Below are 14,729 nucleotides of genomic sequence, written 5' to 3' on the forward strand. Positions count from 1 at the left end.
GGCTCCTCACGCTTGCGTGCAGACCGACGCCGCCAGCCTAGCCGTCGGGAGCCGCGGGTACGGCCGCCGCGGATTAGTCGGTGGGGTCGGGCAGGACGCGCAGGTGCCCGCGGCGACGCCCGTGGGGTTCGGGCCGGCGCACGGGCGGGGCCATCAGCGCGCCGCCCTGGGCGCCGCTGACGGGATCGGTGAAGGCGGAGAATCCGGCGACCGGTCCGGCCGGGGCCTCGCGGCCCTCGCGCACCGCGTCGGCGAGCGCGACCAGATCGTCGTCGTCGGGGTGGGTCGGCAGCGGTCCGGCGTGGCGGACCAGTTCCCAGCCGCGGGGGGCGGTGATGCGTCCGGCGTGCATGACGCACAGGTCCCAGGAGTGCGGCTCGGACACGGTGGCCAGCGGGCCGACGACGGCGGTCGAGTCGGAGTAGACGAACGTGAGCGTCGCGACCGCGTAGTGGGGGCAGCCAGGCCGGCAGCAGCGACGGGGAACATTCACGAACGAGAGGTTATCGTGCGGATTCGCCCGGATCGCGGCGGACACGCGCAGCCGGGAGGGGCCCGAAGCCCAACCGTTACGATCTTTTTCGTGACCGGGCGCAACCACCGGGGGTCCCGGCGTGGCCGCGGAATGCGTGGACCGCTGCTCCCTCCCACCGTTCCGGGCTGGCGCAGTCGTGCGGAGCGTTTCGACATGGCGGTGCTGGAGGCCTACGAGCCGATCGAGCGACGCTGGCAGGACCGGGTAGCGACGCTGGACGTCGCGGTCGACGAGATCCCCCGCATCTCGCCGAAGGACCCGGACAGTGTGCAGTGGCCGCCGGAGGTCATCGCCGACGGGCCGATCGCGCTGGCCCGGCTGATCCCGGCCGGGGTGGACGTCCGCGGGAATTCCACCCGGGCGCGAATTGTGTTGTTCCGCAAGCCGATCGAGCGACGGGCGAAGGACACCGTCGAGCTGACCGAGCTGCTGCACGAGCTCCTGGTGGCGCAGGTGGCCACCTATCTGGGCGTCGAGCCGTCGGTGATCGACCCGACGATCGACGACGACTAGACGACGACTAGATGATGCCGCGCTTGATGCGCCGGCGCTCCCGCTCGGACAGTCCGCCCCAGATGCCGAAGCGCTCGTCATGGGCCAGGGCGTACTCGAGGCACGCGTCGCGCACCTCACAGCCCTGGCAGATGCGCTTGGCTTCGCGGGTCGAGCCGCCCTTCTCCGGGAAGAAGGCCTCGGGGTCGGTTTGCGCGCACAGAGCACGCTCCTGCCACTGGTCCTCTTCGGTTGCCAGCTCGTCGTCGATCGGGTCGGGCACCACGCTCAGTTGCGGGCGCCCTCCGATGCTTGCTGCCACCGGTCCGGTCTGGATGTGCGGCGCACTTCCCACCGAGCCGAGGAGCCTGCTGTCAAAATGAACCGAATTGCCGAAATCGGCGTGCTCAAATGCCATGTTCCCCTCCTCCACAGGTCTCGTAGATCCGTTGTATGCCAGCCCCACTATTACTCTGTGTGGCCACCCAATTCGAACAAGTGATCGAATCTCGGTCTGCGACACCGGAACCGGCCGGAGAACCGCGAATGACACTGGTGTGATTACACACGCGTTAGCTGTCGCGGTCAAGCGCTAGAACAGGAATTCATACCATTCCGTGACACAAATACGGCGCGTCGCGTTGTGGCGTGTCTGTCACTCCGGCGATCCGAGCCCTCCCGGGCGCGGGCCGCACCGCGGTGCGCCTAGTCTCGGTCGGTGTGAAGGTCACTGTTCTCGTCGGCGGCGTCGGTGGTGCGCGCTTCCTCCTTGGTGTCCAATATCTGTTGGGGCTGGGGCAGTTCGGTACTCACGATACCGATGAGCATGATGTGACTGCTGTGGTGAACGTCGGCGACGACGCCTGGATGTTCGGCGTGCGGATCTGCCCGGATCTCGACACCTGCATGTACACCCTCGGGGGCGGTATCGATCCCGAGCGGGGTTGGGGGCACCGCGACGAAACGTGGCATGCCAAGGAGGAACTCGCCGCCTACGGCGTGCAGCCCGACTGGTTCGGTCTGGGCGACCGCGATCTGGCCACCCATCTGGTGCGCACCCAGATGCTGCGCGCGGGCTATCCGCTGTCGCAGGTGACCGAGGCGCTGTGCCGGCGCTGGAACCCCGGCGTGCGGCTGCTGCCCGCGAGCGACGACCGCAGTGAAACCCACGTCGTGATCACCGATCCCGAGGACGGTGAGAAGAAGGCCATCCACTTCCAGGAGTGGTGGGTGCGCTACCGCGCCCAGGTGCCCACCGACAGCTTCGCGTTCGTCGGCGCCGACAATGCCACCGCCGCACCGGGTGTCACCGAGGCAATCGAGGGTGCCGACGTGGTGCTGATCGCCCCGTCGAATCCGGTGGTGAGCATCGGGGCGATCCTCGGTATCGGCGGTGTCCGCGCCGCGCTGCGCGCCACCGAGGCCCCGGTGATCGGCTACTCCCCCATCATCGCGGGAAAGCCGTTGCGCGGCATGGCCGACGCCTGCCTGACGGTGATCGGCGTCGAGAGCACCTCCGAGGCGGTGGGCGCGCACTACGGCGCGCGGTCGGGCACCGGCATCCTCGACGGCTGGCTGGTGCACTCCGGGGACGACGCGGTGGTCGAGGGGGTGACGGTGCGCTCGGCGCCGCTGCTGATGAGTGAGCCGGCCGTCACCGCCGAGATGGTGCGGGCCGGGCTGGATCTGGCCGGGATCACGCTGTGAGCGACCACGGCACGTCGGCGCGGGTGGAACTGCTGCCGGTCCCCGGGCTTCCGGAGTTCCGGCCCGGCGATGATCTGGGCGCGGCGATCGCCGAGGCCGCGCCGTGGCTGCAAGATCACGACGTCGTCGTCGTCACCAGCAAGGTGCTGTCCAAGTGCGAGGGCCGCATCGTCGACGCACCCGCCGATCCCGAGCTGCGGGACACATTGCGCCGCAAGCTGATCGACAACGAGGCGGTGCGGGTCCTGGCCCGCAAGGGTCGCACGCTGATCACCGAGAACGCGATCGGGCTGGTGCAGGCCGCCGCCGGGGTGGACGGATCCAACGTCGACTCGCACGAACTCGCCCTGCTGCCCGTAGATCCCGACGGCAGCGCCGCGGCGTTGGTCGCCGCGCTGCGCGAGCGGCTCGGCGTCGAGGTCGGGGTCGTCGTCACCGACACGATGGGCCGGGCGTGGCGCACCGGGCAGACCGACGTCGCGATCGGCGCGGCCGGACTGCAGGTGCTGCACGGCTATGCCGGCGAACACGATCAGCACGGCAACGAGTTGATCGTCACCGAGATCGCGGTTGCTGACGAGATCGCGGCGGCGGCCGATCTGGTGAAGGGGAAGCTGACGGCGGTGCCGGTCGCGGTGGTGCGCGGGCTGACGCTGCGCGACGACGGATCGAACGCCCGGACGCTGGTGCGTGCCGGCGAGGAGGACCTGTTCTGGCTCGGCACCGAGGAGGCTCTGGCGCTGGGCCGGTCGCAGGCGCAGTTGCTGCGCCGCTCGGTGCGCAGTTTCAGCGACGAACCCGTCGCGCCGGAACTCGTCGAGGCCGCGGTCGGCGAGGCGCTGACCGCGCCCGCGCCGCATCACACCCGACCGGTGCGGTTCGTGTGGGTGCGCGACAGCGCGGTACGGACGCGGCTGCTGGACCGGATGAAGGAGCAGTGGCGGGCGGACCTGTCCGGCGACGGTCGCGACCCCTCGTCGGTGGAGCGCCGTGTCGCGCGCGGGCAGATCCTTTACGACGCGCCCGAGCTGGTGATCCCGTTCATGGTGCCCGACGGCGCGCACACCTATCCGGATGCGCAGCGCACCGGGGCCGAGCACACGATGTTCACGGTGGCGGTCGGCGCGGCGGTGCAGGGGCTGCTGGTCGCGCTGGCGGTGCGCGGGGTGGGCAGCTGCTGGATCGGGTCGACGATCTTCGCGCCGCATCTGGTGCGCGCCGAACTGGATCTGCCACCGGACTGGGAGCCGCTGGGGGCGGTCGCGATCGGCTATGCGTCCGACGGGCCGGCGTCTCCGCGCGCGCCGGTGCCGACCGACGGCCTGCTGGTTGTCCGTTGATTCGCGGGGTATCCGGTCACCCGTGAGTCTTCATCAGTCGGCGATCGACACCCTTGACGCGTGGCGGCCGGCCGACCCGGCGCAGGAGTCGATGCGCCACGCGCTGCTGGCCTTCCTCGACGCCAACGAGAAGGCCTGCCTGCGCGAGTCGGTGCCGGGACACATCACGGGCTCCGCGCTGGTGGTCAATCACGCGGGGACGCACGCGTTGTTGACGTTGCATCCGCGGTTCCAGCGCTGGCTGCAACTCGGCGGGCACTGCGAGCCGGAGGACGCGACGCTGGTCGCGGCGGCGCTGCGGGAAGCCACGGAGGAGTCCGGCATCGAGGGCCTCATCATCGACGAGTTGCCGACCGCGGTGCACGTGCATCCGGTGACCTGCTCGCTCGGCGTGCCGACCCGTCACCTCGATGTGCAGTTCGTGGCCCGCGCGCCGAAGGGCGCCGAGGCCGAGCGCAGCGAGGAGTCGCTGGATCTGCGGTGGTGGCCGCTGGACGACCTGCCCGACTCGAGCGATTTCGGCCTCACGCAGCTCGCCACCCTCGCGAGAGTGCACCTCGCCCCCGCCGCGGAATAGCATTCCTGGCTGCGAAATCGGCTTATCCACAGCCATGGCTTCTCGTGCGCTGAGGCCCCCGGCGAAGACCGCATGCTCTTTTCATGGGGGACGTCATCGTCGGTTCGCAATCCGTGCTCGCGGGCACCATCACTCGGGCGTCGTTGCGGTGGAACTACCACGCGATTTTTCCCGACATCTACGTGCAAAAGGACGTCGAGCCCACGCTGGCAGTCCGCACGAGGGGTGCGTGGCTGTGGTCCCGTCGCCGCGGGGTGATCACCGGACGAGCCGCCGCGGCGCTGCACGGCGCGCGATGGGTCGACGACGCGACTGAGATCGAGCTGCTGTGGGCCAACAATCACTGCCCGGACGGCATCGTCACCAGACGGGAGCGCATCGCGCCCGGTGAGATCACCTGGATCGACGGCATGCCCGTCGCCACGCCTGCCCGCACGGCCCTCGATCTCGGCCGCTACCTTCCCCGCAACATCGCCGTGGCGCACCTCGATGCACTCGCCTCCGCGACGGGGGTGACTGCTGAGGAGATCCTCGACCTCACCTACCGCTACAAGGGCAGGCACGGCGTGCGACTGTGCCGCGAGGCAGTGGAGCTGGTGGACGCCGGCGCGCAGTCACCGCAGGAGACTCGGTTGCGACTTCTGTTGATCGACAAAGGCTTTCCACCGCCGCAGACGCAGATCCCGGTGATCGACCAGTACGGCTTCGAGTTCGCATACCTCGACATGGGGTGGAAAGATTTGCGGATCGCGGTGGAGTACGACGGCGATCACCACCGCACGGACACTGACCAGTACCGCTGGGATGCGCGGCGTCTGCGCAAGCTGGCTGACGCAGGATGGATCGTCGTTCGAGTGATGGCCGGCGATCGCAACGACGAGGTCATCGCCTGGGTGAAACAAGCGTGGGCCCGTCGCCAGAGAGAAGCCATGGCTGTGAAAAGGCCCGCATAGCAGCCAGGAATGCTATTCCGCGGCGGGCGGCGTTCCGCGGCGAAGGGACCCTAGATGTCCGTCGAGAAGCGGATGCCGCCGTCGGGGATCGTGATGCCCGGCCACACCCGCGCGCCGCGCAGCAGTTCGCAGCGGGCGCCGATGTCCGCACCGTCGCCGATCACGCCGTCGCGAATGAGTGCCCGCGGCCCGATATGCGCGCCGAAGCCGATGATCGACCGCTCGATCACTGCGCCCGCACCCACTTTCACGCCGTCGAAGATCACCGCGCCGTCGAGCCGCGCGCCGCCGGCGATCTCGGCGCCGCGCCCGATCACCGTGCCGCCGATCAACAGTGCACCCGGCGCCACCGACGCCCCGTCGTGCACCAGCTTCTCGCCGCGCTGGTGCGTCAGGGCCGGCGACGGCGCGATGCCGCGCACCAAATCCGCTGAGCCGCGGACGAAGTCCTCGGGCGTGCCCATGTCGCGCCAGTAGCTGGAGTCGACGTAGCCGCACACCTTGTAGCCGTCGGTCAGCAGCCCGGGGAACACTTCACGCTCCACCGACAGCGCACGGCCCTTCGGGATCCGGTCGATCACCGACCGCTTGAAGACGTAGCAGCCGGCATTGATCTGGTCGGTCGGCGGGTCCTGCGTCTTCTCCAGGAAGGCCGTCACCCGGTCATCGGAATCCGTTGGCACACAACCGAACGCGCGGGGGTCGCCGACGCGCACCAGGTGCAGCGTGACGTCCGCATCGTTGTCGGAATGCGAAGCCAGCAGCGCCCGCAGGTCGCACCCGGAGAGCACGTCGCCGTTGAAGACGACGGCCGTGTCGTGCCGCAGCCGCGACGCGACGTTGGCGATTCCGCCGCCGGTACCGAGTGGCTCGTCCTCGACGACGTAGTCGATCTGCAGCCCGAGCTTGGACCCGTCACCGAACTCGGCTTCGAAGACGCCCGCCTTGTACGAGGTTCCGAGCACGACGTGTTCGATACCCGCCTCGGCGATCCGCGACAGCAGATGGGTCAGGAACGGCAGCCCGGCGGTCGGCAGCATCGGCTTGGGCGCCGAGAGCGTCAACGGTCGCAGCCGAGTTCCCATGCCGCCCACCAGGATCACTGCGTCGACGTCGGCCGGATTCACCATCAGCTCTGCCCTTCCTTCCGTCGGGCCCGAAGCGAACTCCGCACGACCAGCCGTGACCGCGCCCCCAGTGCCCCCCGGAACGCCCACCGTAACGGTGCCTGCCACCGTCGCGGGTAGCGATCCGCGAGAAAAGTGTAGGTGCTCTCATGGTGGGCTGCCAGGTTGCGAGCGGGGTCGCGGCCGGTGGAGTGGCCTTTGTCGTGCAACACCTCCGCCGAGGGCACGTAGACGTTCTGCCACCCGGCCCGGCCGAGTCGGTCGCCGAGGTCGACGTCCTCCATGTACATGAAGTAGCGCTCATCGAAGCCGGAGATCTCCGTGAACGCCGCGCTGCGCAGCAACAGGCAGGATCCGGACAGCCAGCCGACGGCGCGTTCGCTGGGGTCTTCGCGCTCCTGGCGGTAGACGGCGGTCCACGGGTTCGACGGCCAGACGGGGCCGACGACGGCGTGCATGCCGCCCCGGATGATCGACGGCAGATGCCGCGCGGACGGATACACCGTGCCGTCGGGGTCGCGGATCAGCGGTCCCAGCGCGCCGGCGCGCGGCCAGCGTCCCGCCGCCTCGAGCAGCTGGTCGATGCTGCCCGGTCCCCACTGCACGTCGGGGTTGGCGACGATGAACATGTCGGTGGCAGCGGGCAGTCCGTATTCGGCGACGGCCCGGTTGATCGCCGACCCGTAACCGAGATTGCCGCCGGTGCGCAGCAGCCGCGCGTTCTGATAGCGGTCGACGGCCTCCTCGACCGAGCCGTCGACGGACCCGTTGTCGGCCATGATCACCGTCACCGGCCGCTCGGTCGCGTGCGCCAGTGACGCGAGGAAACGGTCGAGGTGGGGCCCCGGCGAGTACGTCACGGTCACGACGAAGAGTTCGTCGCTCACGCGGGGGCTACCAATCTCACGGCGTTGAGGGTATCCGGCCTGAGCCGCGTCACCGTACCCGGCTGAGAAGACTGCGCGCCGCCAAGGTGACGAGAAGACGGTCGTTGGTCAGCGCGGCGGCGAAGTACCGGTCGCCGTCGGCGCGCGGCCCTCCGTGTTCCTCACGGGCGATCAGCGCGGTGGACGTATCCGGGCCGAGGACCAGCACGATCCACTCCGCGGTGAGCGGATCGTGGGGGTCGAGGGCGACGCTGCGCAGGTTCGGCCCGAGATCCGCGGGCAGACGCTCGCCGAACAGGGCGACCAGCGGCGACGCCGCCCCGATGCGGCGGTAGCGCGCCCGGGTGGCCTCCGTGAAGTGCTCGACTCTTTGCAGCGTGGCGAGCACGATCGGCGGGTTGGCCGCGGCGACGGCCTGGCTTTCGATGTAGCGCGACAGCGCGACGAGGGTGTCTTTGCGTTCGGTGCGCACGTCGGCGTGGGCGACGACGATGTCGAACGGGGTGTTCGATCCGACTGGTGGCGGATGGTCCACCCGCTCCGGTGACCACGGCACGGTGTTCTCCGACCAGTGCGGCGTGGGTGTCGGTCGGCCGAATCGGTAGCCCTGACCCAGGGTGGCGCCGAGGGCCCGTGCGCGGTCGAGCTGGGCGGTCGTCTCGATGCCCTCGACGAGGATCGTCGCCCCTGTCCGCCGACGATGGGCGAGGACCGCCGCCAAGGTGCGTACGTGGTCGTTGCTCGCCCCGTGACCGATCAGGGCGGGCTCCAGCTTGATGATGTCGGGGCCGATGATGTCGAGCAGCGCGAGCGAATCCGGTTCCGCGCCGACGTCGTCGAGAGCGATCGCGAAGCCCTGCGCGCGCAGCGTGTCCACCTTGTTCAGCAGCACGCCGGGGTGCCCGAGCAGCCTGCGCTCGGTCAGTTCCAGCACCAGCCGGTCGTTGTCGCGCCCGCTGATCGCCGAGGCCGTGCTCACGGTCGACTCCAGGTTGACGAACAGCCAGCACTGCGGGCTCATGGTGGCGGCCACCGCGGACCGGAACGCCGATGCGATGCATCGGTCCTCCAATTCCTCCGTGCGCCCGGTGGATTCGGCCCGCGCGAACACGTCGGGCGGGAAGGGGTCGTCGAGCTGCGGCCAGCGGGTCAGCACTTCGAAGCCCACGACGGACTCGTCGGCCAGCAACACGATGGGCTGGAACACCGAGGTCAGGCCGACACCGTCGACGGCGGCGTCGAGCAGCTTCTCGGCACCGGAAGTCTCAGCGCCTGACGTGTCGGGCGCCGCGGCGCCGCCGACCAGCTGCGCCGAGCGTTGCAGCCACACGTCGAACGAGAAGTCGTCGGCCGCGCCTAGCGGTGGTGCGGGACGATGCCGAACCCCGTTGCCGCCGTTGCGCTTCGCGGCGTACATCGCGCTGTCGGCGCACACCAGCAGCGCGTTGATGGCCTGGGCCTCTGCGCCGAGCGCGATGGTGCGCAGACCCATGCTGGACCAGCCGAGGCTGGCCGTGAACGGCACCGGCGACGCCACCGCGGCGAGGCGGCGACACAGCTGTCCGGCGAATTCACCTGCCTCGCTGTCGATCAGGACGTCGGCGATGGCGAACTCTTCCCCGCCGTAGCGGCCGATCACCGCCGACGACGCGGCCTCGTCGCGCAAAGTCTTGGCGATGTCGATCAAGGCACGGTCTCCTGCGGCATGCCCGGCGGTGTCGTTGATCTTCTTGAAGTCGTCGATGTCGATCATGATCAGGACCAGATGGGCGTCGGGGTCGGTCTGCGAATGCGTGATCTCGGCGACCTCACGCAGGAATGCGCGGCGGTTGAGCAGGCCGGTCAGCCCGTCGTGATCGACCTCGCGCAGGTCCATCCGCACCGAGCTCGCGATGGCGGTGACGGCCAGCGGCAGGCCGATGTTCAGCGCACAGACCACGGCGACGGCGCCGATCGCCAACGCCGGATCTCCGGTGCGCTGCGCCAGTTCGACGCCCAGCACCACGGCGGTGCCCGTCGCGATCACCATGACCGCGACGACGCTGCGTAGCGGATGCAGGAAGGCGCCGAAGCTGTTGAGCACCGCGATGATGAAGCACCCCGCGAGGCCGATCCATGCGTGCGACTGACTCAGGCTCGCCGCCGCGACGGCCACCGCGCCGAGGATGCCGACCACTTCGGACTGCGAGCGCGCGGCCCACAGCGCCCCGAGCAGCAGGCAGCACAGCGCCGCTGCGATCGACACGGCGGTGGCGGGCGCACCGTGGGGACCTCGCGCACCGAAGACCAAAGCGGTGGTGACGACCCCCCACAGGCCGAGCACTCCCGCGATCACATATCGCGCGAGAATCTGCCGACGACCGGGCGTCCACGGCGATGTCAGCCCGGCACTGTCGCTTGTCACATCTTCCGTGCCCCCACCAGCGCAGCTTGCCACCATTGGGGCGGCCTCATGGTCGACTCGGCGAATGCGGCAACCGCGTCAGGGCCTGCCCAGCGCGTCGGCCAGCGCCTCCCGCCATCCGCGCAGCGGCGTCAGCCCGGCGCGCGCCGAGCCTTCGGCCGACAACGCCGAGTACGAGGGCCGCGGCGCGGGCCGGGGATGCAGGTCGCTGGTGACGGGCCGCACCCGCGCCGGATCGGCCCCGAGCAGCGAGAAGACGGCCTGGGCCTGCTCGAACCGGCTGACCGTGCCGGCGTTGGCGGCGTGCAGCACCGGCCCGCGCACCCCGCCGCCGGCGATCTGCAGCAGCGCCCGGCACAGGTCGCCGACGTAGGTCGGGGAGCCGATTTGGTCGGCGACGACGTCGACGGTGTCCGACCCGGCGGCGGCGCGCCGCATGACGGCGGCGAAGTCCTTCCCGTCGCCGCCCTCGTAGATCCAGGCGGTGCGCACCACGTAGGCCGCCGGCAGTGCGGCCAGCACGGCCTGCTCGCCGAGCAGCTTGGTGCGCCCGTACACCGACAGCGGTCCGGTCTCGTCGTCGATCTCGTACGGGTGCCGCGCGCCGGATGCGCCGAACACGTAGTCGGTGGAGATGTGGATGAGCGACGCCCCGGCCCGCGCGCAGGCCTGCGCAACGTTGCCGGCGCCGGTGGCGTTGACCGCGTGCGCCCGGTCGGGTTCGGCCTCGGCCTGGTCGACCTGGGTGAACGCCGCGCAGTTGACGACGACGTCGCCGGGTGAGACGAAGTCGTCGCCGGGTCCGGTGATGTCCCACTCCGCCGAGGTGAAGGCCTGTACGTCATATCCGGTGGACGCGGCCTGACCTGCCAGAAAGCGTCCGACCATGCCGCCTGCGCCTGTGATCACGATCCGGTCAGCCATAGGTAGCGAGTGTGGCACGCCGAGGTCGGCTCCCCCGTCTGCCGTCCACGCGCCAGTAGCCTGGGCGGATGCCTGCAGCTCAGCTGACCCGTGTCGTCTCCGTGGTCGTGGCGTTGGCCATCGTGGTCAGCACCGGGGTCGCGTGGGGCAAGATCCGGTCGTTCGAGTCGGGCATCAACCACGTCAGCCCGGTCGCGCTGGGCGAGGGCGGCGAGGACGGCGCGATCGACATCCTGCTGGTCGGCATGGACAGCCGCACCGATGCGCACGGCAACCCGCTTAGCCAGGAGGAGCTCGCGACGCTGCGCGCCGGCGACGACGTCTCCACCAACACCGACACCATCATCCTGGTGCGCATCCCGAACAACGGGCGTTCGGCGACGGCGATCTCGATCCCCCGCGACTCCTACGTGGAGGCGCCCGGCATCGGCAAGATGAAGATCAACGGCGTCTACGGCTCGGTGCACCTGGAGAAGATGAAGCAGCTCGTCGAGCAGCAGGGCGAGGACCCCGCCGTCGCGGAGAAGGAAGCCACCGAGGCGGGCCGCGAGGAGCTGATCAAGACGGTCGCCAACCTCACCGGCGTCACCGTCGACCACTACGCCGAGATCGGCCTGCTGGGTTTCGCGTTGATCACCGACGCCCTCGGCGGCGTCAATGTCTGCCTCAAAGATGCTGTCTACGAACCTCTTTCGGGTGCCGACTTCCCCGCCGGCTGGCAGAAGCTGGACGGTCCGCAGGCGCTGAGCTTCGTGCGGCAGCGCCACGATCTGCCCCGCGGCGATCTGGACCGCGTCACCCGTCAGCAGGCGTTCATGGCGTCGCTGGCCCATGAGGTGATCTCCAGCAAGACGCTCTCGAGCCCCGCCACACTGAACCGGCTCGAGGACGCGGTGCAGCGTTCGGTGGTGCTCTCCGACGGCTGGAACATCATGGACTTCGCCGACCAGCTGACCAAGCTGTCGGGCGGCAACGTCGCGTTCGCGACCATCCCGATCGTCGAGGAGGCGGGTTGGAGCGACGACGGCATGCAGTCGGTGGTGCGGGTGAATCCGTCGGAGGTCAAGGACTGGGTGAGCAGCCTGCTGCACGACCAGGACGAGGGCAAGACCGACGAGATCGCCTACAGCAATGACAAGACCACCGCCGACGTCATCAACGACAGCGACGTCAACGGCCTGGCCGCCGCGGTCTCGTCGGTGCTGACGGGCAAGGGCTTCGCGGCGGGCAATGTCGGCAACAACGAGGGCGCCAAGGTCACCAACAGCCAGGTGCAGGCCGCCAAGAGCGACGACATGGGTGCGCAGGCGGTGGCCAAGGAGTTGGGCGGGCTGCCGATCGTCGAGGATGCCTCGGTGCCGCCGGGCACGGTGCGCGTGATGCTGGCCGCCGACTACACGGGCCCGGGATCGGGGCTGGACGGTACGGACGTCGCGCTGTCGGCGCCGGTGACCAATGCGTCGGGTGGCGGCGAGGCCCTGCCGACGGCGTCGCCGATCATCACGGCCGGGTCCGACGACCCGCAGTGCGTCAACTGATGACCAATCTCGGCGCGGCGATTCTCGACCCGCTGCTGGCACGCAACCCGGCGGGCCCGCGCATCACCTACTACGACGATGCGACCGGTGAACGCATCGAGTGTTCGACGGTGACGCTGGCGAACTGGGCCGCGAAAACCGCGAACTTGCTGCGCGACGAGATGGAGTGTCACCCCAGTAGTCACGTCGCGGTCATGTTGCCCGCCCACTGGCAGACGGCGGCGGTGATGCTGGGCATCTGGTGGGCCGCCGCGGAGGTCGTGCTCGAGCCCCCGCGGCCTGATTCCGTCGAACAGGTTCTGTGTACGGCCGACCGGATCGATGAGGCATATCTCGCTGTCGGCGGGGGCTCCGTGGCGGTGTTGTCGTTGGACCCGTTCGGCACGCCCGCGTCGAATCTGCCGGTGGGAGTTATCGATTACGCGACGGCGGTGCGCGTGCACGGGGACCAGATCACGCCGTGGCGGCAGACGGAGCTCGCGCTGGACGGCCGGTTGGCGGACGACGTGCTGGCTGCCGCGCGCGCGTCGGCGGCGACGCAAGGCCTGACCGCCGACGACCGGGTGCTGTCGTCCGCGCCGTGGGACACCGCCGACGACGTGATTGAGCATCTGCTGGCGCCGTATGTGGCGGGGGCATCCCTGGTGTACGTGGCCAATGCGAACCCGTATTTGCTGGACCGCCGACGCGAAACCGAGAAGACAACTCGCGGCTAAGGCCGAGATCAATTTGTGACGTCAATCTGCCGTTTTGGCGAACTCCGGTCCGAACCTAGGTAAAGTCAATTCCAGGCCGACATAATTGACATGATCGTAACCGTGACCTTATTGTTTGCATAACCACAAGCTGTTCACAGCTTTGTCGTCCACACTCTGAACCGGCGGGTAGCGACAGTTGTGGCAAAGACGGTCTTTGATTTCGCACGAATCAAGATCGTGGCAAGGAGAGGCGCCGATGGAGTCGACCGTTTCCGCACTCGCGGTCCTCGCCGTGCTCACCGCATGGCACCTGCGCAACCGTCGGCATCCCGGCTGGCTGGCCAGCCCCGATGGCCGCTTCTTCATCTTCTGCGGCTACGCCCTGGTGGCGATCGCCGCGTTCTGGCTGGAGACGGCGCCCGCCGCGACCACATGGGAGTGGGCGTTCGGGAACCTGTGGGCGCTCGCCGCGATGATCGCGTTCGTCCTCGGCTTCGGCCACCTCAACCGGGTCACCGCGGATCACGCATGGGCCGCGCAGCAGGTCGAGACGCTCGAGCACTCGGACGCGGCGACGAATTAGCCCGGTACGTAAAGCGAAAGCGCCGGGTCGACTAGCCTCGACGCGTGCACGCAGTCAACCGCCCTGCCCTGAATCCTGATGTGCTGCGCGCATCGATCACCGGCACCGAATGGCGACGCGTCGATGTGGTCGAGGAGACGGGCTCGACGAATGCCGATCTCGTCGCCCGCGCCGGCCGCGGTGAGGACATCGCGGGCGCAGTGCTGCTGGCCGAGCACCAGACCGCCGGACGGGGCCGCCACGGCCGCAGCTGGTCGGCTCCCCCGCGGACGCAGATCTCGATGTCCTTCGCCGTCGACACCACCGATGTCCCGGCTGACGGCTGGGGTTGGCTGCCGCTGCTGACGGGGCTGGTGGTCTGCCGGACGGTGCGTCAGCACTACGGCGTCGACGCGACGCTCAAATGGCCCAACGACGTCCTGGTCGGCGGCGGCAAGCTGGCCGGCATCCTCGCCGAGGTGGCGGGGTCGGTCGTCGTCATCGGCCTCGGGCTGAACGTCAGCCTCGACCCCGACGAGCTTCCCGATCCCAATGCGGTGTCGCTGACCATGCTGCAGCACGACGCCGACCGCACCGAGCTGACGGCGGCGCTGCTGGATGCGCTCAGTGAGCGGGTACGGCAGTGGCGTGCGGCCCACGGCGTCGACGGCCCGCTGGCCGCGGACTACCGAAGCGTCAGCTCCACGATCGGCACGCAGGTACGCGCGCTATTGCCCGGCGGCGACGAAATCGTCGGCATCGCAACGGGTATCGACGACAGCGGCCGACTGGTGATCGACCGCGACGGCACGCTGGTGACGGTCTCGGCGGGCGACATCACGCACCTGCGCCCGGCAGGCTAGCGGCAGCCGCGCGCAAACGCCCTCGCGCCCGCGCCCGCGGCCGCGCCCGCGGAATAGCATTCCTGGTTGCGATTTCCGCGAAAGTACAACCGGGAATGCGCTTCCGCGGCGCAGAAAATGGG

Annotated in this window: 15 protein-coding genes; 9 read left to right on the forward strand and 6 right to left on the reverse strand. The window is 69.4% G+C overall.

Annotated elements, in window-relative coordinates; genetic code table 11:
* Positions 1-73 precede the first annotated feature (73 nt).
* On the reverse strand, positions 74-493 hold the full coding sequence (locus tag MCHUDSM44219_RS03295; protein ID WP_048416842.1) for a DUF3499 domain-containing protein: 420 nt from the start codon (positions 491-493) through the stop codon (positions 74-76).
* Positions 494-625: 132 nt separating this feature from the next.
* Between MCHUDSM44219_RS03295 and MCHUDSM44219_RS03300 the strand changes: the two genes are divergently transcribed.
* Positions 626-1,048 carry a metallopeptidase family protein gene (locus MCHUDSM44219_RS03300; protein WP_043406597.1) on the forward strand — a complete coding sequence of 141 codons (423 nt, stop codon included), beginning with the start codon at positions 626-628 and terminating at the stop codon, positions 1,046-1,048.
* Between the two features lie 7 nt (positions 1,049-1,055).
* Here the strand turns inward: MCHUDSM44219_RS03300 and MCHUDSM44219_RS03305 are convergent, their stop codons facing one another.
* Positions 1,056-1,319, reverse strand: a complete 264-nt coding sequence (locus MCHUDSM44219_RS03305; RefSeq protein WP_172506368.1) for a WhiB family transcriptional regulator — start codon at positions 1,317-1,319, stop codon at positions 1,056-1,058.
* 428 nt (positions 1,320-1,747) lie between these two features.
* Between MCHUDSM44219_RS03305 and cofD the strand changes: the two genes are divergently transcribed.
* The 4 genes from cofD (at position 1,748) to MCHUDSM44219_RS03325 (ending at position 5,604) form a co-directional block, all read left to right on the forward strand.
* Positions 1,748-2,734 carry a 2-phospho-L-lactate transferase gene (cofD, locus tag MCHUDSM44219_RS03310; RefSeq protein ID WP_048416843.1) on the forward strand — a complete coding sequence of 329 codons (987 nt, stop codon included), beginning with the start codon at positions 1,748-1,750 and terminating at the stop codon, positions 2,732-2,734.
* Positions 2,731-4,074, forward strand: coding sequence for a coenzyme F420-0:L-glutamate ligase (locus MCHUDSM44219_RS03315; protein ID WP_048416805.1), 1,344 nt, complete (start codon positions 2,731-2,733; stop codon positions 4,072-4,074). Before cofD ends, MCHUDSM44219_RS03315 begins: the two co-directional genes overlap by 4 nt.
* Positions 4,075-4,096: 22 nt before the next feature.
* On the forward strand, positions 4,097-4,651 hold the full coding sequence (locus MCHUDSM44219_RS03320) for an NUDIX hydrolase (RefSeq protein WP_048416806.1): 555 nt from the start codon (positions 4,097-4,099) through the stop codon (positions 4,649-4,651).
* 83 nt (positions 4,652-4,734) lie between these two features.
* Entirely contained in the window at positions 4,735-5,604 is an 870-nt protein-coding gene (locus tag MCHUDSM44219_RS03325) for an endonuclease domain-containing protein (protein ID WP_048416807.1), read from the forward strand.
* Positions 5,605-5,654: 50 nt separating this feature from the next.
* Here MCHUDSM44219_RS03325 and manB read toward each other — a convergent pair whose 3' ends face one another.
* From manB to rfbD, 4 genes are all read right to left on the reverse strand, one after another.
* Positions 5,655-6,734 (reverse strand): mannose-1-phosphate guanylyltransferase ManB, encoded by a 1,080-nt coding sequence (gene manB / locus MCHUDSM44219_RS03330; protein ID WP_048416808.1) that lies wholly within the window; start codon positions 6,732-6,734, stop codon positions 5,655-5,657.
* On the reverse strand, positions 6,734-7,618 hold the full coding sequence (locus MCHUDSM44219_RS03335; RefSeq protein ID WP_048416809.1) for a glycosyltransferase family 2 protein: 885 nt from the start codon (positions 7,616-7,618) through the stop codon (positions 6,734-6,736). The genes manB and MCHUDSM44219_RS03335 overlap by 1 nt, the downstream gene beginning before the upstream one ends.
* A 49-nt stretch (positions 7,619-7,667) precedes the next feature.
* Positions 7,668-10,022, reverse strand: a complete 2,355-nt coding sequence (locus MCHUDSM44219_RS30130) for an EAL domain-containing protein (protein WP_162232083.1) — start codon at positions 10,020-10,022, stop codon at positions 7,668-7,670.
* Positions 10,023-10,100: 78 nt separating this feature from the next.
* On the reverse strand, positions 10,101-10,946 hold the full coding sequence (gene rfbD, locus MCHUDSM44219_RS03345; RefSeq protein WP_048416810.1) for a dTDP-4-dehydrorhamnose reductase: 846 nt from the start codon (positions 10,944-10,946) through the stop codon (positions 10,101-10,103).
* Between the two features lie 68 nt (positions 10,947-11,014).
* Here rfbD and MCHUDSM44219_RS03350 point away from each other — a divergent pair, with 68 nt between their 5' ends.
* From MCHUDSM44219_RS03350 to MCHUDSM44219_RS03365, 4 genes are all read left to right on the forward strand, one after another.
* A complete protein-coding gene (locus MCHUDSM44219_RS03350; protein ID WP_048416811.1) occupies positions 11,015-12,484 on the forward strand; it encodes an LCP family protein in 1,470 nt (489 codons plus the stop codon).
* Positions 12,484-13,200, forward strand: a complete 717-nt coding sequence (locus MCHUDSM44219_RS03355; protein ID WP_048416812.1) for a TIGR03089 family protein — start codon at positions 12,484-12,486, stop codon at positions 13,198-13,200. The genes MCHUDSM44219_RS03350 and MCHUDSM44219_RS03355 overlap by 1 nt, the downstream gene beginning before the upstream one ends.
* A gap of 238 nt (positions 13,201-13,438) precedes the next feature.
* Positions 13,439-13,765: a hypothetical protein gene (locus MCHUDSM44219_RS03360; RefSeq protein WP_048416813.1), complete on the forward strand. Its 327-nt coding sequence runs from the start codon at positions 13,439-13,441 to the stop codon at positions 13,763-13,765.
* A 44-nt stretch (positions 13,766-13,809) separates the two neighbouring features.
* Positions 13,810-14,607, forward strand: coding sequence for a biotin--[acetyl-CoA-carboxylase] ligase (locus MCHUDSM44219_RS03365; protein WP_048416814.1), 798 nt, complete (start codon positions 13,810-13,812; stop codon positions 14,605-14,607).
* Positions 14,608-14,729 lie beyond the last annotated feature (122 nt).

The sequence above is a fragment of the Mycolicibacterium chubuense genome (genome assembly GCF_001044255.1).
GTDB classification, from domain to species: domain Bacteria; phylum Actinomycetota; class Actinomycetes; order Mycobacteriales; family Mycobacteriaceae; genus Mycobacterium; species Mycobacterium chubuense.